This is a genomic window from Vreelandella gomseomensis (genome assembly GCF_031451645.1).
Lineage (GTDB): Bacteria > Pseudomonadota > Gammaproteobacteria > Pseudomonadales > Halomonadaceae > Vreelandella > Vreelandella gomseomensis.
Window position 1 is genome coordinate 70,379 of record NZ_JARWAI010000012.1, and the last position, 19,767, is coordinate 90,145.

Below are 19,767 nucleotides of genomic sequence, written 5' to 3' on the forward strand. Positions count from 1 at the left end.
GCTCCTGACAAAGCGGCTGAAGTGAGCCGCTGATAGCGAATGGCGCGGGCAATAGTTTAGCACGGGCAGTAAACAAACGGCTGGCTACCAGGGTGTGCCCAATGCACCGCTGCGTCGCAGGGCTAATCCGACGCTTGCTAGCGCGCGCTCGTGTTCACTGACCGCGTCGGGCCCCTGGGTGCAGGCAACCACTGCCCAGGCGGCATTGGGCATGTCATCTCTCTCCACCAGCCCGGCATCGCAGCTGCGCCGGTCCTGGGTGCCCGTCTTGTGGGCAAAGCTCACCGCCTCACCCAACCCTTGTTTTAACCGTTCTTCCCCGGAGCTGGTATTGGCCATCAGGGCAAGCAACTCATCGCGGGGCGTACCCTGGAGGTCGGGCATGGCGCCAAGGTAAAGTGTTGCCAGTATGTCGCCAACGGCGCGCAAGGTGCCGACGTTTTCGCCGCTGGCGTGGTAGGCGTCAAAGGCGTGATGGTAGTCAGGCTGATTGAGGGCATGAGGCTCTACGCCAAGTCGCTGCGCCAGGGCGCGAGGGCGCTGACTCACGGGTGACTGACGGAGGTTTATAAAATCCATGCCGCCAAGCTTACGCGCCCCGGGATGGAGCTCACCGTAGACACCCTGACGCACGCTCACCAGCTTGGAGATTGGCCCCAGCGCGTCGGGGTCACCACCGTTGGCCGCCACCATGGACTGGGCGCGATGATTGACGTTATCCAGGCCAACGCGGTCAATCAGCATGTCCGTGGCGGTATTATCGCTCACGGTAATCATGTGCTCTAGCAAGTACCCCACCGAAATGGGCGTGCCGGGGTCGTGCCAGTTGGTGGGCCCAGCGCCATCCACGTAATCGCTTTGGTTCAGTGTGAGACGTTCGCGGGTCGATATCCGCTCACCCAAGACTTCCGCCGCGACCGGAATCTTGATCAGTGACGCGAGGTACCAGGGCTGATCAGCCTGCCAGCGGTAGGCCTCACCGCTGGCAAGGTCTTGCACGTAGACACCAATATCACCGGCGAAACGTTCTTCCAATACGCTCATGCGCGCATCAAGGTCGCTTTGCCAGCCGCTACGTTTATCCACCTCATGGTACCAATGCGCGTCGTATGCTGCCGCTTGAGCGGGTTGTACAAACAGCAGCGCTACCGCCACAAGTCCGTGCTGCATCCAGTGTCGCAAACCATTTCTCCCCGTTTTCTTGGCGTTTAACGATGCTGAGCCATCCAGCGGGTCAGCCAAATCCACGCCGCCGTGCCAAGAATCAACAGCCCGCCAACACCAAGCGCCTGTGGATAGCTGTAGTCGCCCTCGCCTTCCAACAGGAAGCGCAGCACCAGGAAAATCATCACGATATGGAAAATAAATGCCTTTAGCGCATCTGAGCCGACCAGGGTAAACGGTATCAGCGCCCGGGCCGCCCGGGCGCCACCCGCCAGGGCCAGGGCGAATATCAACAGCGCACCGCCCAGGCTAAACAGCATAAAGGCCAAGCCAGGGGGATGCTTACCCTCGTTATTGGCGACCGCCAACATGGCAGCGTAAACGTCACCACCAGCTAGCGCCAGGCCATAAAATCCGGCGATCATGACCGCGCCCATACCCAGCAAGGCGAGCGTGAGGCGACGTTTCAGCAATTGGTCGCCCGAACAGCGCAGCAGCGCTTCGCCCAATAGCAGCCCTAGTAGAATCAGCGGCGCGCGGCTGAGCTGGCCCCAGGCGTAATGGTCTTCATGGTCCACCAGCAGTGCCTTGAGGATGTCACTGCCACCGAATGAAACCCCTTGCAGCCAGGCGGCCAGGGCGGCGAGCAGCGCGATGACAGCCAGCCGACCCCACAGCGGGGCGCGCGCCCACAACGGCAGGATCAACGGCACCCAGAGCAAGGCGATAGCATAGAAGCCGAGAATTTCCACCCAGATACCAAAGCGACCGTAGAGCAGCGCATCGACGATCTCGCTCGGCGTGTTGAACGGCAGCATTTCAATGATCAACAGCGCCTTGTACCAGAACCAGACTTCCACCGCGCGCAGCCAGAGTTTCAGGCGGCGTTTGGGCCAGTCTTCCCGATTAACATGGGAGAGAAACGCCACGGCCAGGGCAACGCCAAACACCAGAATAAACAGCGACGAGGAAAACTTGGTGAGAAAGTGAATCGGCACCATGCCCCATTCAGGCACATTGCGGATGCCCACTAATCCACTGACGGTGTGACTGACGATCATCAGTCCGATCGCGATACCACGGGCTAGATCAATCGCGTCAATGCGGCCGTCCGCTTTGGGTAGATGGGGCGTTTCGTTCCAGGCAATCGCCATCGGCATGTCCTTATTTCCTGTGTTGATCCTTTTCAGTCAATAAGTTGATACCGCATTTGGGGGCGATTATGAACCCAGTGCTTACTTGCAGGTTCAACGCTTTCGGATGCAGTGTGCCCGGCGCGATGACTCATCGCACATGCGCAATGCCCCACCAGAGGCGGGGCACTTGAAACTCAGCATTGAATTTGAGGCATTAAGCAACTGGCATAAAGGGATTACCAGTCAGAATCTTCTTCAGAATCTTCTTCAGAATCGGAACCAGCGTCCTCCTCTTCTGTTGTTTCCCAATCTTCCTGCTCTTCTTCCTCTTCCTCATAAGTGGTGGTGTCTTGACCTTCCTCTTCAGAATCGAAGGAGTTCATTGAACCTTGACCTTCATCCTCCATCGTTTCTTCCTGCGGGGCAGGGTTTTGCTCGTCTTCTTCATGCATGTCAGCAAAGGCTAGCGGGCTGGCCATCAGACCGAAAGATACACCGAGGATGCCTAGCTTCTTGAGAGATTCCGTTTTCATCATGATACTGCCTCCTGTTTGGCTTCACTTTCTGGGTAAGAACGTTAGGTCGTCTTACCTGTCCGTTCTTACCCTGTAAGTGCAGCTGACATGCCAGGATTTTTTCAAAAAACATTCAACCAATTAAAATCAATAACTTATAATAAAAGTGCCGCACCCATCCCGCGCGGCACTGTCCCGCCAGAGGCCCTATTAGCTGTTTATCGGTGGCACATGCGTCCGATTGCCCATGTTGCTAGCGATAAACTGTGTCCAACAGGTGTCGCTTGCGGGGGTTAACAAAAGGCACGCCCACCTTCGCGAACGCTAACGATAGCAAGGCCAAGGCCGGTGGCCGCGACCGTCACTAAAATGTGCTTAGCGGCCAGCCTGGTGATCATCACCTTTCGTTTTAGTTAATCAATGCGAATGACGCGGCACCTCAGCCCCCCGGCAGCCGACCAGGAAGTCGAAGTCGCAGCCTTCGTCGGCCTGGAGCACCCGCTCGATATACAGCTGGCGGTAGCCGCCCTGCCTGGCGATGAGCGTCGAGGCGGCGGTGGGGTCGCTTTCGGCCAGGCGCGCGGCCAGCGCTTCGTCGCTGATGTCCAGGTGCAGTCGGCCACTGGCGCAGTCGAGTTCGATCCAGTCGCCGTTGCGCACGGCAGCCAGCGGGCCGCCCGCCGCGGCTTCCGGAGCAACGTGCAGCACCACGGTGCCGTAGGCGGTGCCGCTCATGCGGGCGTCGGAGATGCGCACCATATCGGTAATCCCCTGGGCGAGGATCTTGGGCGGCAGGCCCATATTGCCTACCTCGGCCATGCCGTGGTAGCCCCGCGGGCCGCAGTGCTTCATGACCAGGATGTCGTTGGCTTCGACGTCCAGGTCCGGGTCGTTGATGCGCGCCTTGTAGTCGTCGAAGTCTTCGAAAACCACCGCGCGGCCGCGGTGCTGCATGAGTTCGGCTTTCGCCGCCGAGGGCTTGAGCACCGCGCCGTTGGGCGCGAGGTTACCGCGCACGACGCAGATACCGCCGTCTGCGGTAAGCGGGTTGTCCAGCGGGCGGATGACCTCGTCGTTATACAGCGGGGCATCCTGGACGTTCTCCCACAAGGTTTTGCCGCTGACGGTGAGGGCGTCCTTGAAGGGCAGGCGGTCGGCCTCGCCCAGACGTCTGAGCACCGCAGGTAGGCCACCGGCGTAGTAGAACTCCTCCATCAGAAAGCGCCCCGAGGGCTGCAGGTCGACCACCGTGGGCGTGCCGCGCCCCACCCGGCTCCAGTCGTCCATGGTGAGATCCACGCCAATGCGCCCGGCAATCGCCTTGAGGTGGATTACCGCATTGGTAGATCCGCCGATGGCGGCGTTGGTGCGAATGGCGTTGTCGAAGGCTTCTTTGGTGAGGATCTTGGAGAGTTTGAGGTCTTCGTTGACCATCTCGACGATGCGATTACCCGAAAGGTGGGCGAGCACGTAGCGGCGGGAGTCCACTGCCGGGATCGCGGCGTTATGAGGCAGCGAGGTGCCCAGCGACTCGGCCATGCAGGCCATGGTGGAGGCGGTGCCCATGGTGTTGCAGGTGCCCGCCGAGCGCGACATGCCGGCTTCCGCGGCCATAAAGTCGTGCATCGATATGTCACCGGCCTTGACCTGCTCGGAGAGCTGCCACACCACGGTGCCCGAGCCAATATCCTTGCCCTTGTGCTTGCCGTTGAGCATCGGCCCGCCGGTAACCACGATGGTGGGAATATCGCAGCTCGCTGCGCCCATCAGCAGCGCCGGGGTGGTCTTGTCGCAGCCCACCAGCAGCACCACGCCGTCCATGGGGTTGCCGCGAATGGCTTCTTCCACGTCCATGCTGGCCAGGTTGCGGGTGAACATGGCCGTGGGGCGCAGGTTGGACTCACCGTTGGAGAACACCGGAAACTCCACCGGGTAGCCGCCCGCTTCCAGGATGCCCTGCTTGACGTGCTCCGCCAGCTTGCGGAAGTGAGCGTTGCACGGCGTCAGCTCCGACCAGGTGTTGCAGATCCCGATAATCGGCTTGCCCTGAAATTCATGGTCGGGAATGCCCTGGTTCTTCATCCAACTGCGGTACATGAAGCCGTTCTTGTCGGCGGTGCCGAACCACTCGGCGGAACGTAAGGGGCGCTGGCGCTGGGACATAATAAGTCTCCGTAAAACCGGGAAAAATGTGAATAAAATAAGGCTTGAGCGTCAGCCCCGCTGACGGCGGGTCTGTTTCCAGCGGTCGAACATCACCGCCAGCAGCAGGATCGCGCCGCGCACCAGGTACTGGTAAAAGGTGGGAACGTTGAGCAGGCCCATAGCGTTCTGAACGCAGCCCATGATCAGCACGCCGACCACCACGCCGGTAATCGTCGCCACGCCGCCCGACAGCGCCACGCCGCCCAGCACACAGGCGGAGATCACCGCCAGCTCGAGCCCCATGGAGGTATTGGGATCGCCCAGCCCCATGCGCGATGCCAGCAGCACGCCGACAACGCCTGCCACCACGCCCTGGAGACCGAAGACAATAATCTTGAGTCGACGCACGTTAACCCCGGCAAGCGCGGCGGCTTCCGAGTTACCGCCGGTGGCCAGCACGTTACGCCCAAAGCTGGTCATATTGAGTACCACGCCGAAGATCACGAAGCAGGCTAGCATGGTCCACACCGGGAGTGTCAGGCCGAGAAACGAGGCACTGCCCAGGTCAAAAAAGGCCGGCACGGTAATCATCACCGCGTCGCCGCCGGAGGTGATGTAGGCCAGGCCACGCACAAACTCCATCGCCGCCAGGGTGGCAATCAAGGAGTTGATGCCAAACTTGGCAATCACCAGCCCGTTAAACGCGCCTACCGCGCCCCCGGCAACAACGCCCCCGATCACGCCCATGAAAACGCTACCGGTACTGGAAGTCACGACCGCCGCCACGACCCCCGCGAAGGCCACGGTGGAGGCCACCGAAAGGTCCACCTCGCCCAGCGCCAAGACCAGCATCATGGTGGTTGCCAAACTGCCGATCAGGGTGATCGAGAGGAGTAGCCCGACCATGTTGCGGCCGGTGAGAAAGTCGGGGATGAGCACCGCCAGCGCCACAAACAGCAGCAGGAAAATGGCAATCAGTCCCGAGGTATCCAGCAGCGTGCGTAGCGGCTTGATCAACCCTTGGCGACCTGCTGGACGCGCGGGGGACGCCTCTTGGGTTACATTGTCGGTTGTCATGGTTGTTGTCCTGAACGTGTGTTCTGAAAAATCGATGGCTGTGAAAGCACCGGCGTCTTTAAAAACCGCTTAGGCGGGGAGCGCCAGCCCCAGCAGGCGTTCCGGCGTGGCCGATTCCCGTGGCACGATGTCCACCAGTTCGCCGTCGCGCATCACGGCGATGCGGTCGCAAATCGAGCTGACTTCCGCCAGGTCACTGGAGATCACCACCACGCTTTTGCCCTGTTCGGCCAGGTCGTAGAGCAGCGAGTAAATCTCTCGCCGCGCGCCGACGTCGATCCCTCGGGTTGGCTCGTCCATCACGAACAGATCGATCTCTTCGGCGAGCCAGCGGGCCAGAATCACCTTTTGCTGATTGCCGCCGGATAGCTTGCCAATAGGCGTACGCGGCCCCGGCGTCTTGACGCTGAGTTGCTGGATGTACGACTCGGCATTGCGCCGTTCACGGCCGGGGTGTCGGAACATGCCCCAGCGTTTGAAAAAGCGCCGACAGCTGATATTGAGGTTGTCGGCCACGCTCGCCACCGGGAAGATACCCTGGGATTTACGGTCTTCCGGGCACATGGCAATACCGGCCCGAATGGCATCTTGCGGGCTTTTGAAACGTCGCGATTCGCCGTTGAACTGCACGCTGCCGGCCTTGGGAGCTTCGACCCCGCAGACCAGCCGCAGCAATTCACTACGCCCGGCGCCGACCAGGCCAAACAGCCCGAACACTTCACCGCGCTTGACGGAAAAGCTCACCGGCGCATTGAGGCCGCGTCCCTGTATTTCCTCGACGTTCAGGATCAAGTCACCATGCTCACGGGGACGATAGCCGTATACGTCGTTGATATCCCGGCCCACCATCTCACTCACCAGGATGTCGTGGTTGAGCGTCGACATATCTTCATGGGTGCGAATATGCTGACCGTCACGGAAGATGGTGACCGCGTCGCACATCTCGAACACTTCTTCCATGCGGTGGGTCACGTAGAGCACCACGCGGCCCTCGTCGCGCAAGCGTTTGACGATGCGCTTAAGCTGGCGCGTTTCCTGAATGGAGAGACTGCTGGTCGGCTCATCGAAAGCGATGACCTTGGCGTCGCGCAGCAAGGCGCGGCCAATTTCGATCATCTGCTGCTGGCCGATGGAGAGATCGCGCACCTTGGTCGAGGGGTGAATATCCCCCTCACCGAGGTCGGCCAGGATTGCCAACGCCTTTTCGCGTAGCTGGCGGCGGTTAATAAATCCCCGTTGCGTGGGCAGTTGCCCCAGCAGCAGGTTTTCCGCCACCGACATATTGGGCGAGAGCGTCAGCTCCTGGTAAATGATGGCGATCCCTTCGCGCAGCGCTTCCCGGGCGTTGCTGAACACGTGGCGTTGGCCTTCGATCCACAGCGCACCTTCCGCCACGCGGTTGACGCCGCTAAGTACCTTGAGCAGAGTGGATTTGCCCGCGCCGTTCTCGCCCATGAGGGCATGCACCTGGCCGGCGTGGGCGTTAAAGCTCACCCCATCCAGCGCGCGCACCCCAGGGAAGACGACGCTGATGGCGTCGAAACGTAGATATGGATCAGGCATGCGAGAGCACTCCGCAGATAGTTCGTAACAAGCAGTTCGTGATCGCTGGCCCGCGACAGGCCAGCTGTTTTGCAAGCCAGCGGCTTTACAGCCCCAGGTCTTCGCGCACTTCCTGCCAGTTGTCCCGCGTCATCAGCGTGCCGGAGGTTTCGGTATTGGCCGGGGGCTCTTTGTCTTCGGTAATCCAGCGGTAGAGGTCTTCGGCGGTCTGACGACCGTGCATGGTGGAACTCACCGCCACCGTGCCGTGAAAGCCGGTGGGGTTATCGCGGGAGAACTCGGCAAAGGCGGCGCCGGAGCCGTTGATACCCACGCCAATGACATCGTCGGCTTCCAGGCCGTACTGCTCGGTAGCCCGGACGCCCCCCAGCACGCTCTCCTCGTTGAGGGCGTAGATCACCCAGTGCTCATAATCACCGTGCTGGGAAAGCACTGGCGATGCGGCCGAGAAGGCGCTGGCGGTGTCGCTGTTCTGCTGGGGCGCATCGAAGATGTTGTCCTCGGGGAAGCCAGCGTCAAGCAGGGCAGCGGTCGCACCGTCGGTACGCTCAACGGCGGTCGGCAGCTCATTGTTGGTAATGCGCAGCGCGGCCACCTCTTCCGGGTCCCAGCCGCGGGCTTCCATTTCGTCGGCAATGGCATCGCCTACCTGCTGGCCGATCTTGTAGCCGGACATACCGAGGTGCGGGACACCTTCCATGGGCTCACCGCTTGAGTCCACGAACTGATCGTCCACGGTGACCACTTTCATGCCGTACTGCTCGGCGCGATTCATGATCGCGGGGCCCAGGCGCACGTCAGGCGGGCAAATCACAAACCCTTCTGCCCCCTGTGAATACAGGTTATCGATGGCGCTGAGCACTTGCTGGCCGTCTTCGCCACCTAGCCGCACGACATCGAAGCCAAGCTCCTCGCCCACCTCGGTCGCCGCTTTTTGCTCATTGATAAACCACGCCTGCTCGGGTTTTTTGACGATAAAGCCAATCTTGACCTCGTCTTCCTGCGCCTGGGCGGATCCCAATGACGCCAGCATGATGGCGCTACCGAGGGCTAAACGATTGAAAGTCGCTGTGAGTTGCATGGTTGTACTCCTGCCGTGTTGGCGGTTGTTGTTGTTACGAAGTGTTTTTACCCGTTTTGCTATAAATCCAACGCTTTCTGAGCGGAAAAGCGGTAGACGGTGCGTGAGCGATAGGTGTCGCCCGGCTCAAGAATAGTGCTGGGAAACGCCTCCTGATTGGGGGAGTCGGGAAAGTGCTGGGTTTCCAGGGCAAAGCCGGAGCGGTGTTCGTAGGCCTCGCCCTGCTTGCCGGTCAGGTCGCCGTTGAGAAAATTGCCCGAATAGAACTGAATGCCCGGCTCGGTGGTGGCAATTTCCACCATGCGACCGCTTTGCGGCTCCCACACCCTGGCGGCCACCACAAGCTCATCCGCCTCGGCGCTATCGCGGGCCAGCACAAAGTTGTGGTCGTAGCCGCCGCCGAATTCGAGCTGCTCATTGTTCTGCTCGATCCGTTCACCGATAGGCGTCGCCTGAGTGAAGTCGAACGGTGTGCCTTCCACGGCGCGACGCTCGCCGGTGGGAATCAGCGAATCGTTCACCGGGGTAAATTTGGGGGCGTTGATCATCAACTGGTGGTCGAGAATGGTGTCGCTACCTTCCCCCTTGAGGTTGAAGTAGCTGTGCTGGGTCAGGTTGACGGGCGTGGCCTTGTCGGTCACCGCTCGATAATCGACCATCAGCTCGTCATCATCGGTCAACGTGTAGGTGACTTGAGTCTCAAGCCTGCCGGGGTAGCCTTCTTCACCATCCGCACTGGTGTAGCGCAGCACGAGCCCGATACCCGCCTCATTCTCGAATGGTTCAGCCTGCCACAGCACCTTATCGAAGCCTTTATCGCCGCCGTGTAGATGATTGTTGCCATCGTTGGTGGCCAGTGAGTAGGTGTCGCCATTGAGCGAGAACTGCCCCCCCGCGATGCGGTTGCCGTAACGCCCAATGATGGCGCCGAAATAGGGATTGGCCTGGCGGTAAGTGTCGGAGAGATAGGCATCAAGCGAGTCGAAACCCAGCGCGATATCATCGAACTCACCGTCTACATCGGGCGTCTTCAATGACAGGATGATGCCGCCGTAGTTGGTCACCTGCAGCTCGATGCCGTTGGCATTGATCAACCGATAGACGTCGACCTGGCGGCCATCCGGCAAGCGGCCAAACGTCGACGCCTCGACGCTTCCATTGCTGCTCGCGCTGGCTGCAGCGTCGTCCTGGGCGTGCACCGGGGTCATCAGCATCATCGCGGCAAGCGTACTTAACAGCATTGGCGACGCATGCGTTAATCGTTGGCTGGACATGAGTGGCATGGGCTTCCTCCTTGAGGACATCATTGTTGTTATTAAGTGGCTCTGCGTTCGGCACTACCGTCGCCGATACAGTGACTACAGTAGCCATATCTCTCATAACCATCCAATACACAAAACCGCCAATCTTGATATGCTTATGGTTATTAATAACACTGCGAGGCTTATCCCATGGGCGTTCTCGACGACAACTGGTTTCTCGACGCACGACTAAAGTTGCGTCATTTTCAGTTATTCTTGGCACTGGACGAGCAACGCAACCTGCACCGAGCCGCTGAACAGCTCAATATGAGCCAGCCTGCGGCCTCAAAACTGCTTGGTGACCTGGAAGCCAATCTGGGGATTCGACTGTTTGACCGCCACCCTCGCGGGCTTACCCCCAACTGGTACGGCGAAGTCGTCATTCGCCACGCGCACAGCGTCCTCTCGGCGCTGCACCACACGGGCGAAGAGTTGAATGCGTTACGCGAAGGCAACGCGGGCACTGTAGCAGTTGGCACGGTAATGGCGCCGGCGGTCACGATACTCACCAGTGCGATCGAGCAGGTGCATCGCGATCAGCCAGGGCTGAAGATCAGCGTGGACGTGGACGTCAGCAAGGTGCTGGTACCGCGCTTGCTCGAAGGTGAGCTGGATTTTGCGATTACCCGCATCCCGGCAGGCGTGGATGCCGAATGGTTTGTGTTCGAGGAGATTGGCGAGGAGGAGCTATGTTTCGTGTGCCGCAAAGGCCATCCGCTAGCCGACAAGACACCGCTGAGCCTTTCGGATATGTCGGCCTATCCGTGGTCGCTGCAGCCTACCGGCGCCCTGATGCGCCAGCGTGTGGACAGCCTGTTTCTGCATCATCAAGTCACGCCGCCCCGCCAGATTGTCGATACTGCGGATCTGCTGCTTTCGCTGGCCCTGGTCGATAAATCCGACACCATCACGGTGACCACTCGCGAAGCGGCCGATTTGCTTTGCTCGCCGCAACGCTTTCACCTGTTGCCGTTCAGCGAAACCCTCAGCGTGCAGCCCTACGGGTTAGTCAGCTTACGCCACCAGCGGCTGTCACCCGGCGCCGCCACCTTGATGAGCGCCTTGCGCGACATTATCGCGCAAGGCCGCTAACCGCCTCAGGCCTTCAGTCCCTCCCTATTCGCACGCATTAATAAACCATACAAAAGTATATGTTGAACAATTGCTACCAATGTTCAACATTAGCTACCCTATGGACGTCCCTTAACGCTTTGTTCACCACGCTTTTCATAACAAATATCTCTAGGAATAGCCCATGCGCCTGATTCAATGTACCCATCAAGGCCAGGTTCGCGCCGCCCTGGTCGAGAGCGAAGAGCAGGTCAGACTGCTCGACTGCGATACCTATACTCTGGCCAACCGAGCCATTAGCGCCGGAACCCCCCTCGGCGACATGCTGACGGACGCGCTAACCGACACGCGTCTCGATTATCAACAGTTGGTGGACGACAAGCGCTTGCTGCCTCCATTGACCCACACCGATCCGGCCCACTGCCTGGTGACGGGCACTGGCCTGACGCATTTAGGCAGTGCCGACACCCGCTCGGCCATGCATGCCAAAGCCCAGGCCACAGAGGAGGACATGACCGATTCCATGCGCATGTTCAAGCTGGGCGTGGAAGGTGGCAAACCTGATGCTGGCAAGGTAGGCGCGCAGCCCGAGTGGTTCTACAAGGGCGATGGCGAGTGCGTGGTCGCACCGGAAGCAGACATCCCCTCGCCCGCCTTTGCCGAAGATGCGGGCGAGGAGCCCGAGCTCGCTGGCCTGTACGTGATTGGCGACGACGGCCAGCCCTGGCGCGTCGGCTACGCCCTGGGCAACGAGTTTTCTGACCACGTCACTGAGCGCTTCAACTACCTGTGGCTTGCCCACTCCAAGCTGCGCGCCTGCAGTTTTGGGCCCGAACTGTTGATTGGCGAACTGCCGGCGCATTTAGAGGGGATCAGCGCCATTCAGCGCGGCGGCGAAACGCTATGGAAGAAGCCGTTTCTCACCGGCGAGGCCAACATGGCTCACAGCCTGGCCAACCTGGAATATCACCACTTTAAATACCCGGGCTTCCGTCGCCCCGGCGACGTGCATGTGCATTTTTTCGGCACCGCAACGCTGAGCTTTGCCGACAGCATCAAGATCCGCGAAGGGGATTGCTTTGAGATCCGTATCAACGAGTTTGGCCGCGCGCTGCGCAACCCGCTAAGGGTGGAAGCAAACGAGCCGGCTATCAGCGTCAAAACGCTTTAACGTAATCGCACCCACCCAGCAGGAGGATGTATGACTCTGGAAGGTAAACTACTGATTGGTCAGCAGGCCGTCAGCGGTCAACAGGCTGACATTCAAGCCGTCAACCCCGCCACCGGCGAAACCCTCGACCCCATCTACACCGGCGGCGGCAAGGCCGAGGTAGAGCGCGCCTGCGAACTCGCCGAAGCGGCTTACGCCAGCTACCGCGAAACCTCGCTCGAAGAGCGGGCCGTGTTCCTCGAAACCATCGCCAGCGAGATTGATGGGATTGGCGATGAGCTGACCGCGCGCGGCGTTGCCGAAACCGGCCTGCCCGAAGCTCGCCTGCAGGGCGAGCGGGGGCGCACCTGCGGCCAGCTTCGGCTGTTCGCCAAAGTGGTTCGCGCCGGCGAGTGGCTCGATGTGCGCATTGACCCCGCGCTACCCGACCGCGAACCGATGCCGCGTGTCGACCTGCGCCAACGGCATATCGCCCTGGGCCCGGTGGCGGTGTTTGGCGCCAGCAACTTCCCACTGGCCTTTAGCGTGGCCGGTGGCGATACCGCTTCAGCGCTGGCCGCTGGCTGCCCGGTGGTCGTCAAGGGACACTCCGCCCATCCCGGCACCTCTGAGCTGGTGGGTCGCGCTATTCAGCGTGCCGTCGCCAAGTGCAAGCTGCCCGAAGGGGTCTTTTCGCTGCTGTTTGGTTCCGGCAAGGAAATCGGCCAGGCGCTGGTCGCCGACCCGCGCATCCAGGCGGTGGGCTTCACCGGCTCGCGCAGCGGCGGTACGGCGCTCATGGCCACCGCCCAGGCGCGGCCGCAGCCGATCCCGGTGTATGCCGAGATGAGCTCCATCAACCCGGTGTTTCTGTTGCCGGAAGCCCTCAAGGCACGCGGCAAGGCGATCGCCGAGGGATTTGTCGGCTCGCTCAACATGGGGGCCGGGCAGTTTTGCACCAATCCCGGCTTGGTCATTGGGCTGAAGGGCGCCGAACTGGATGCCTTTGTTGAAGCAGCCGGTGAAGGGGTCAAGGGCAGCGCTGCCCAGACCATGCTCACCCCGGGCATTCACGACGCCTACCAGCAGGGCGTTGATCGGCTGGCCAGCCATGCCAAGGTCACCGAGGTCGCGCGCGGCCAGACAGGTGAGTCGGCCAACCCTTGCCAAGCGGGGCTGTTCGTCGCAAGCGCGGCCGACTTCCTGGCCGATGAGGCCCTGCAAGCTGAAGTGTTCGGCGCCAGCTCGCTGGTCATCGAATGCGCCGATGTCGACGAGATGCAGCGTGTCGCCGCCCAGATCGAAGGCCAGCTAACCATTACCCTGCAGATGGACGACGGTGACTTGGCGACGGCCAAACAGCTGCTGCCCACGCTGGAACGCAAGGCGGGGCGAATTCTGGCTAACGGCTGGCCCACCGGCGTGGAAGTCTGCCATGCCATGGTGCATGGCGGCCCCTACCCGGCGACGTCGGATTCGCGCACGACCTCGGTGGGCAGCGCGGCGATTTTCCGCTTCCTGCGCCCGGTGTGCTACCAGGCGCTGCCGGAAGGGCTGCTGCCCGAGGCCATTCGCGACGGCAACCCTTGTGGCGTATCACGCCTGGTCGATGGCAAGCGCGAGTAAACCCGCGCTACTCGATAAAGGCGTCGGTGGTTTCGCGATGACCGTATAGAAACGCATCGGCGACCTGGCGCAGCGGGGCAACATCCACCTCGCTGCGCTGGTTTGCGATCAACTCGGCAAAGCGCGCATACAACCCTTGATATTCGCGCTCTTCCTCTTCAATGATCAGGTCGTCATCGATCATCAAACGACAGCCACCCTGAGTGAGACGCAGACGGCTGCCATCGCTGTCGATATACATATCCCAGGTGGGCGGCCCGCTCTGACGAAAGTCGAAATCAGCCTCGATCGCCGCGCCCTCGGGATCGGTGAACGATAGCTCGGCGGCAATCGGCGTTTGCGCATTGCTTGGCACCAACAGCCGCGCCTGTTGCAGGAAAAACGGCTGCGGCAGAATGGCGGTCGCAATCGACAGCGCGTTAATACCCGGATCGAAAACGCCCATCCCACCGGGCTGCCAGATCCACGCCTGCCCTGGATGCCATACCCGCACGTCCTCTTTCCATTCAATCTCTACCCGCTGAACCTGCCGCTCGGCTAGCCACTGCTGGGCCTTGGCCACGCCGGGAGCAAACCGCGAGTGCCAGGCGGCAAACAGGCTGACGCCCTGCTCGTTGGCACAGGCAATCAAGTCCTCCACTTCGCTCAGCGTCGCCCCCGGCGGCTTTTCCAGCAGCACGTGCTTGCCGCGCAGCAGTGCCGCCCGCGCCTGGGCGTAACGCAGGTGCGTCGGCGTGCAGATCGATACCGCAGTGATCTCAGGGTAGGCATCAAGCATCGCCTCCAGGCCCTGATAAGCGGGCAGGTCCGGCAGCGAGGCGAAGGGATCCGCCGTGGCGGTAAGCGCGCAGCTCGGTGTGGCGGCGATGGCCGGGAGGTGCTGGTCGCGGACAATCTTGCCCACGCCTACCAGGCCAAGGTTGAAGTCAGACATACGCTTGCCTTTGTTATTTGCCATTGAAAACAGGGTTCAGAGGTCGCTGTGGGGCAGTTCGACGCCGCGCCCTAGTGAACTGACGCTGTGCTCAAGCCCCAACGCGGCGGCGGTGCCCGCCAAAACCGCTTGGGACGCTAAAAACGCCTCCCGAGGGCGACGTAGCCGAATGCTCTCCATCAGCTGGCGGTGGCGCTCAAGGCTCTCTTCAGGATCCGGGGCGTTCTCGTTGGACATGGAGATCAGCATATAGATGGAGGGCCGCAGGATATGCGATAGCTGCGCCCAGACAATATTGTGGGTTGCCTTGAAAATCGCTTCGTGAAAGGCGACATCGCACTCGCTGTGCAGCCGCCGTTCCTCTTCGCAGGTGGCGTTGCGCAGATTCTGCCCCAGGCCTTCGAATGCCTCTTCGATGGCGACCAGATCCCGTGCCTTGGCCCGCTTGGCCGCGGTCATCGCTACATAGGGCTCGACGTCCAGGCGAAAGGCAAGAATTTCGCGTTGAATATCCGGGTTGGGCGCCGCATAACGGGTCAACCAGTCGGTCACCTGGGCGTCGAGAATATGCCATTCGGAGTATTCACGCACCTTGGAACCATGGCCGGAAATCCGCTCGATAATCCCGGCATCGACCAACTGGCGCAGGTCGCTGCGCACCGCAGAGCGATTGATGGCAAAGCGTTCGCATAGATCCATTTCACGGGGCACGAGATCGCCGGGGTGATAACGCCCGCCGAAGATTTCCTCGGCGAGATGTTCGGCGATACTGGGGCGAGCTACTGGCTTGCTGGGAGATGACGTCACTGCGAGAAGACCCTATGTCGATTCCTGTCAATCATAACGTATTTGACCGGTCTACTGTTACCGGCGGCGGCGCGCCGAGCAGTGCCCGCTGCCGCAGCTCCAGGCGCCGTTCATAAAGCCCCTTGGCCAGCAGCGTGCCCAGCACCAGGCCACCGCCCAGCAAGGCCACGGGCGCGGGCTGTTCACCAAGAATCCACCAGGCCAGCAGCGTGCCCACCACCACTTCCAGCAGTATCAGCAGCCCCACCTCAGCGGACGGCAGGTATAGCGGCCCACGCTGCAGCAGCGTCACGCCACAGGGCACGATGATCAGGCAGAGCACCACCACCACGGCAAGCTGATTGATGGCGGGCAGGGACGGCTCGCTCCCCGCCAGCCAGAAAAGCCCGGCGACGCTGCCCACCACCAGGCCGTTAAACACCAGCATGGGGCTCATATCCACGCCGGGGCGCGTACGGCAGAGGGTAAAATTAATCGCCAGTGTGGTCGCCGCCATCAAGGCAAAGGCGTTACCCAACCAGGAGCCTTCGCCTGCATCGTCTAGCGCGATCATCGCAATGCCCGCCATACACAGACAGATCGCCAGCCAGGTGCGCCTGGGCAAACGCTCCTTGAGGATGATCCAGGAGAGCACGGCAGCGATCAGCGGTGAGCTGGCGAGTATCATCAACACGTTGCCTGCCTTGGTGTACTGATTGCCCAGCACGAAACCACAGGTGGTCAGGCTGAACAGCAGCGCCACGGCGATGCCCGTCCAGCCGCAGCGACGATAGGCCGCCAGGGTGCCGCGTCCATAGCGCAGCAGGGCGATGAGCAGAAAACCCAAGCCGGATAGATAACCACGCCACATCAGGATTTCCGCATCGGGCAGATCGGCCACCTTGATCAACAGGGCATCCGGCGCCATGATCAGCGCGCCGCCGGCGGTCAACAGCAGCCCCTGCTGACGATGCGACAAGGCGTGCCATCGACTCATTTAATGGTTATCCCTGGGCGGATGCTGGCGGGCCACATTGCGGTACTTGACGGCGGGCGCCAGGGTCATGCCGCGATCCAGTGGCTCGACCATACTGCGCTGGATCTCCTGCCAGGGCGTCTGGTGGCCGGGGTAGCGGTAGCCGCCCTGCTGGGCAAACCGCTCGCGGCGCGCTTCCAGCTCACTCGTTTCGATCAGAAGCTGCACCTCGCCACGCTTGAGGTCAACGCGTAGCCAGTCGCCACTTTCCAACAGCGCCAAGCCGCCACCGGTGGCGGCTTCCGGGGAGGCATTAAGAATCGACGGCGAGCCGGAAGTACCCGACTGACGGCCATCGCCCAGGCATGGCAGCGACTCGATGCCCTGCTTGATCAGCGCCTCCGGGGGTTGCATATTGACCACTTCGGCACCGCCAGGGTGGCCTACCGGCCCGGCCCCGCGCATTACCAGAATGGTGCGCGCGTCGATGCTCAATGCCGGGTCGTCGATACGTGCGTGATAATCCTCCGAACCATCGAATACCACCACTTTGCCTTCAAAGGCGTCCGGGTCGTTGGGGTCATTCAGGAAGCGCTCGCGGAAGTCCCGGGAGATCACGCTGGTTTTCATCAGCGCCGAGTCGAACAGGTTGCCCTTGAGATTGAGAAAGCCCGCGTGGTTCACCAATGGATCGCTGTAACGACAGATCACATCGACGTCCTGGATTTCACGGCCCTGTACATTCTCGCCCATCGAGCGGCCATTGACCGTCAGCGCATCGCCGTGCAGCTTACCCGCTGTTTGTAGCTCGTGGAGAATCGCGGGCACGCCTCCAGCACGGTAGAACTCTTCGCACAGGAAGGCCCCCGCCGGCATGACGTTGGCCAGCAGCGGGATTTCATGGCCCAGCCGCTGCCAGTCGTCGTTATCCAGCTCAATGCCCGCATGGCGGGCAATCGCATTGATATGTACCGGCGCGTTGGAGGAACCACCCAAGGCCGAGCACGCCACAATGGCGTTCTCAAACGCCTCCCGGGTCAGGATATCCAGCGGGCGCAGGTCTTCCCAGACCATATCGACAATCCGCGTGCCGGTATCAAAAGCCACCATCGCGCGCTCTTTATAGGGCGCGGGTATCACCGCTGAACCCGGCAGGCTCATGCCCAGCACTTCGGCCATGGAGTTCATTGTGGACGCCGTGCCCATGGTATTGCAGTGACCAATCGACGGCGCAGAATCGCTGGCGCGGGAGAGAAACTCCGCGTAGTCGATATCTCCCGCCGCCAGGCGCTTGCGCAGCTCCCAGATGATGGTGCCCGAGCCTACCCGCTCGGCGCCGCGCCAGCCGTTGAGCATCGGCCCGCCGGACAGCACGATGGCAGGAATATTCACCGTTGCCGCCGCCATTAGCGCGGCGGGGGTGGTCTTGTCGCAGCCGGTGGTGAGTACCACGCCATCCAACGGATAGCCGTGCAGCACTTCAACGATGCCTAGATACGCGAGATTACGATCCAGCGCGGCGGTAGGACGCCGCACGTTCTCGTGAATCGGGTGCATGGGGAATTCAAAGGGCACGCCGCCCGCCGCACGAATACCGTCTTTTACACGCATGACCAAGTCGATGTGGTGGCGGTTGCAGGGGGTCAAGTCGGAGCCCGACTGGCAGATGCCGATAATCGGCTTGCCGCTGGTCAGCTCATCCAGCGTGATCCCGTAATTAAGGTAGCGCTCGATGCACAGCGCCGTGGTGCCCGGGTGGTCGGGGTTATCGAACCAGTAGCGTGATCGCAGCTGGTCTGGCGCTATTCGCCTGAACTTGGCCATGGTGTCGCTCCACCCTTAAAACACGGTTAAAAGAAAATTACCACGAAGGTACGCTGTCTTGATCGCGTCGTCGACACATACAAAAGTATATGTTGAACATACTTGCAAAGCGTTAGACATTTAGCGAACGGCTAGGGTGCCGACACTTTACATAAACCACGCCGAGCCCCGCCGGGAAGGTGCTTTCACCTTCTCGCCGACCGGCACCTGGCGAGAGCGCAAATGCTATGAACCCCCCCACGCAACCTCTATCCTCGACGGACGCGCTTCCCCACCACGCTCTTCTTCCTGAACCAGATAACGCCTTGCTTGTCGGCCGCGTTTGGCAAGATGCGACGGGGCCGTCGCTGGTGACGGTGAAAAACGGCCAGGTCATCGACATTACCGCGTTTGGCCCCACCATGGCAGACCTGCTGGAGCGCGACGACGCCCAGGATGTCGTGCGTCGGGCGGAAGGCCCCACGCTGGGCAGCATCGAAACGCTGCTGGCAAACTCCCAGCACCCCAAGCACCCAGCGCCCTACCTGCTGGCCCCTTGCGATGTGCAGGCCGTTAAAGCCTGCGGCGTTACCTTTGCCGTCAGCCTGCTGGAACGGGTCATCGAGGAGCAGGCAGGCGGCGATTCGGCCCGGGCGGCCGAGCTGCGCGACGACTTGCAGGCGCTAATCGGCAAAGATCTTTCCAAGATAAAGCCGGGCTCTGACGAGGCGATGTCGCTTAAAAAAGCCCTGCAGGCGCGCGGCGGCTGGTCTCAGTACATGGAAGTCGGGATCGGCCCGGATGCGGAGGTATTTACCAAGGCCCAGCCGCTCTCATCGGTAGGCTTCGGCACCCCGGTGGGCCTGCACCCGTCCTCGCAGTGGAATAACCCCGAGCCGGAAATTGTCCTGGCGGTGGACAGCCGTGGTCAGGTGCGCGGCGCCACCCTGGGCAACGACGTCAACCTGCGCGACGTGGAAGGGCGTAGCGCCCTGCTGCTCGGCAAGGCAAAAGACAACAACGCCTCCTGCTCCATGGGCCCCTTCATTCGGCTGTTCGATGACCACTTCGATATCGACAGCGTGCGCAGCTGCCAGGTATCACTGCGCATTGAGGGTGAGGATGACGACTTCCTGCTCCAGGGCGAGAGCGATATGCGCGAAATCAGCCGCGACCCGTTGGACCTGGTCAACCAGACCATCGGCGACCATCACCAATACCCCGATGGCTTCATGCTGTTCCTGGGCACCATGTTTTCGCCGATTCAGGATCGTGACGGCGAAGGTCAAGGCTTCACCCACCACCTGGGTGACCGCGTCATCATTGCGACGCCAGCGCTCGGCGCGCTGGTCAACCCGGTGGGCAGAAGCGATCAATTACCGCCATGGACCTACGGTATTCGCGAACTGATGCGCCACCTCCAGCGGCGCTTCCCCTGA

The 19,767-nt window shown here is 61.2% G+C and carries 16 protein-coding genes; 4 read left to right on the top strand and 12 right to left on the bottom strand.

Features of this window, described 5'->3' with window-relative positions:
• Positions 1-84: 84 nt before the first annotated feature.
• From QC815_RS14930 to QC815_RS14965, 8 genes are all read right to left on the bottom strand, one after another.
• Complete coding sequence (locus tag QC815_RS14930; RefSeq protein ID WP_310540666.1) at positions 85-1,170, bottom strand: serine hydrolase; 1,086 nt, start codon at positions 1,168-1,170, stop codon at positions 85-87.
• Positions 1,171-1,208: 38 nt separating this feature from the next.
• Positions 1,209-2,324 carry an OpgC domain-containing protein gene (gene opgC / locus QC815_RS14935; RefSeq protein WP_310540668.1) on the bottom strand — a complete coding sequence of 372 codons (1,116 nt, stop codon included), beginning with the start codon at positions 2,322-2,324 and terminating at the stop codon, positions 1,209-1,211.
• A gap of 212 nt (positions 2,325-2,536) precedes the next feature.
• Positions 2,537-2,836 (bottom strand): hypothetical protein, encoded by a 300-nt coding sequence (locus QC815_RS14940; protein WP_310540670.1) that lies wholly within the window; start codon positions 2,834-2,836, stop codon positions 2,537-2,539.
• A gap of 396 nt (positions 2,837-3,232) precedes the next feature.
• A complete protein-coding gene (locus QC815_RS14945; protein ID WP_230445894.1) occupies positions 3,233-4,978 on the bottom strand; it encodes an IlvD/Edd family dehydratase in 1,746 nt (581 codons plus the stop codon).
• Between the two features lie 51 nt (positions 4,979-5,029).
• Complete coding sequence (gene araH / locus QC815_RS14950) at positions 5,030-6,037, bottom strand: L-arabinose ABC transporter permease AraH (protein ID WP_230445893.1); 1,008 nt, start codon at positions 6,035-6,037, stop codon at positions 5,030-5,032.
• A 69-nt stretch (positions 6,038-6,106) separates the two neighbouring features.
• Entirely contained in the window at positions 6,107-7,600 is a 1,494-nt protein-coding gene (araG, locus tag QC815_RS14955; RefSeq protein ID WP_230445892.1) for an L-arabinose ABC transporter ATP-binding protein AraG, read from the bottom strand.
• Between the two features lie 85 nt (positions 7,601-7,685).
• Positions 7,686-8,681: an arabinose ABC transporter substrate-binding protein gene (locus tag QC815_RS14960; protein WP_230445891.1), complete on the bottom strand. Its 996-nt coding sequence runs from the start codon at positions 8,679-8,681 to the stop codon at positions 7,686-7,688.
• Positions 8,682-8,740: 59 nt separating this feature from the next.
• Positions 8,741-9,889, bottom strand: coding sequence for an aldose epimerase family protein (locus tag QC815_RS14965; protein WP_422828727.1), 1,149 nt, complete (start codon positions 9,887-9,889; stop codon positions 8,741-8,743).
• A 243-nt stretch (positions 9,890-10,132) separates the two neighbouring features.
• Between QC815_RS14965 and QC815_RS14970 the strand changes: the two genes are divergently transcribed.
• The 3 genes from QC815_RS14970 to QC815_RS14980 all read left to right on the top strand — a co-directional run bounded on the left by QC815_RS14970 (position 10,133) and on the right by QC815_RS14980 (position 13,829).
• Positions 10,133-11,074 (top strand): LysR substrate-binding domain-containing protein, encoded by a 942-nt coding sequence (locus QC815_RS14970; protein WP_230445889.1) that lies wholly within the window; start codon positions 10,133-10,135, stop codon positions 11,072-11,074.
• Positions 11,075-11,237: 163 nt separating this feature from the next.
• Positions 11,238-12,224, top strand: a complete 987-nt coding sequence (gene araD1 / locus QC815_RS14975; RefSeq protein ID WP_310540675.1) for an AraD1 family protein — start codon at positions 11,238-11,240, stop codon at positions 12,222-12,224.
• A 30-nt stretch (positions 12,225-12,254) separates the two neighbouring features.
• Entirely contained in the window at positions 12,255-13,829 is a 1,575-nt protein-coding gene (locus QC815_RS14980; RefSeq protein WP_310540677.1) for an aldehyde dehydrogenase (NADP(+)), read from the top strand.
• A gap of 7 nt (positions 13,830-13,836) precedes the next feature.
• Here the strand turns inward: QC815_RS14980 and QC815_RS14985 are convergent, their stop codons facing one another.
• The 4 genes from QC815_RS14985 to QC815_RS15000 are packed head-to-tail and all read right to left on the bottom strand — an operon-like array spanning position 13,837 to position 18,349.
• Positions 13,837-14,763, bottom strand: a complete 927-nt coding sequence (locus QC815_RS14985; protein WP_230445886.1) for a Gfo/Idh/MocA family protein — start codon at positions 14,761-14,763, stop codon at positions 13,837-13,839.
• Positions 14,764-14,799: 36 nt separating this feature from the next.
• Entirely contained in the window at positions 14,800-15,570 is a 771-nt protein-coding gene (locus QC815_RS14990; RefSeq protein WP_230445885.1) for a FadR/GntR family transcriptional regulator, read from the bottom strand.
• A gap of 31 nt (positions 15,571-15,601) precedes the next feature.
• A complete protein-coding gene (locus QC815_RS14995) occupies positions 15,602-16,546 on the bottom strand; it encodes a DMT family transporter (protein ID WP_310540680.1) in 945 nt (314 codons plus the stop codon).
• Entirely contained in the window at positions 16,547-18,349 is a 1,803-nt protein-coding gene (locus QC815_RS15000; RefSeq protein WP_230445883.1) for an IlvD/Edd family dehydratase, read from the bottom strand. It abuts the gene before it with no gap.
• A 227-nt stretch (positions 18,350-18,576) separates the two neighbouring features.
• Here QC815_RS15000 and QC815_RS15005 point away from each other — a divergent pair, with 227 nt between their 5' ends.
• On the top strand, positions 18,577-19,767 hold the full coding sequence (locus tag QC815_RS15005) for a fumarylacetoacetate hydrolase family protein (RefSeq protein ID WP_310540681.1): 1,191 nt from the start codon (positions 18,577-18,579) through the stop codon (positions 19,765-19,767).

Coding starts and splice junctions, on each gene's coding strand:
- opgC (WP_310540668.1), bottom strand. CDS start 2,324: ATGCCGATGGCGATTGCCTGGAACGAAACGCCCCATCTACCCAAAGCG.
- QC815_RS14945 (WP_230445894.1), bottom strand. CDS start 4,978: ATGTCCCAGCGCCAGCGCCCCTTACGTTCCGCCGAGTGGTTCGGCACC.
- QC815_RS14985 (WP_230445886.1), bottom strand. CDS start 14,763: ATGTCTGACTTCAACCTTGGCCTGGTAGGCGTGGGCAAGATTGTCCGC.
- QC815_RS14930 (WP_310540666.1), bottom strand. CDS start 1,170: ATGCAGCACGGACTTGTGGCGGTAGCGCTGCTGTTTGTACAACCCGCT.
- QC815_RS14965 (WP_422828727.1), bottom strand. CDS start 9,889: ATGACCCCGGTGCACGCCCAGGACGACGCTGCAGCCAGCGCGAGCAGC.
- QC815_RS14980 (WP_310540677.1), top strand. CDS start 12,255: ATGACTCTGGAAGGTAAACTACTGATTGGTCAGCAGGCCGTCAGCGGT.
- araH (WP_230445893.1), bottom strand. CDS start 6,037: ATGACAACCGACAATGTAACCCAAGAGGCGTCCCCCGCGCGTCCAGCA.
- araD1 (WP_310540675.1), top strand. CDS start 11,238: ATGCGCCTGATTCAATGTACCCATCAAGGCCAGGTTCGCGCCGCCCTG.
- QC815_RS15005 (WP_310540681.1), top strand. CDS start 18,577: ATGAACCCCCCCACGCAACCTCTATCCTCGACGGACGCGCTTCCCCAC.
- QC815_RS14970 (WP_230445889.1), top strand. CDS start 10,133: ATGGGCGTTCTCGACGACAACTGGTTTCTCGACGCACGACTAAAGTTG.
- QC815_RS14940 (WP_310540670.1), bottom strand. CDS start 2,836: ATGATGAAAACGGAATCTCTCAAGAAGCTAGGCATCCTCGGTGTATCT.
- QC815_RS14960 (WP_230445891.1), bottom strand. CDS start 8,681: ATGCAACTCACAGCGACTTTCAATCGTTTAGCCCTCGGTAGCGCCATC.
- araG (WP_230445892.1), bottom strand. CDS start 7,600: ATGCCTGATCCATATCTACGTTTCGACGCCATCAGCGTCGTCTTCCCT.
- QC815_RS15000 (WP_230445883.1), bottom strand. CDS start 18,349: ATGGCCAAGTTCAGGCGAATAGCGCCAGACCAGCTGCGATCACGCTAC.
- QC815_RS14995 (WP_310540680.1), bottom strand. CDS start 16,546: ATGAGTCGATGGCACGCCTTGTCGCATCGTCAGCAGGGGCTGCTGTTG.